The organism is Aeromonas sanarellii, from assembly GCF_000820085.1.
In the GTDB taxonomy this organism is placed as follows: Bacteria; Pseudomonadota; Gammaproteobacteria; order Enterobacterales; family Aeromonadaceae; genus Aeromonas; species Aeromonas sanarellii.
In genome coordinates, this window is record NZ_CDBN01000064.1 from 1 (window position 1) to 374 (window position 374).

A 374-nucleotide genomic window follows, 5' to 3' on the forward strand; every position below is an offset into this window, starting at 1 on the left:
CGGCTCAGGGTCGAGATCAGGGGCGGGGCGAGGGCTTGTGATGAGGGGCCAGGTGCTCTCCGGCAGCCTGAGCGCCCGGGTCGGCAGGACGATGAGGGGGAAGGCCAGGGGGGCGATGCGCTCTCACCGGCCCGCCAGCGGACGTATCATCACCCGCTCGCCGGGGGAGAGGGGCGCGGGGGCAAGTTCGATCAGGCAGTTGGCCTCGTCGTGCGACCCGTCCGCCGGGCGTACCAGCAGGACGCCCGCCTCATCCTGGCTGAGAACGCCGGGCACAGAGGCCAGCCCCGCCGATGGGGACTGGGCCGCCAGCAGCCGGGCGCAGAGGCGCAGGGGCGGGGCCGGCTGGCGGGCCCCTGGTCGGGGCAGCCAGG

At 75.4% G+C, this 374-nt stretch carries 1 pseudogene; it reads right to left on the bottom strand.

Features of this window, described 5'->3' with window-relative positions:
- Window positions 1-123: 123 nt before the first annotated feature.
- Window positions 124-374 (bottom strand): annotated as a pseudogene (locus BN1132_RS20280) (molybdopterin-guanine dinucleotide biosynthesis protein B); the annotation flags it as partial.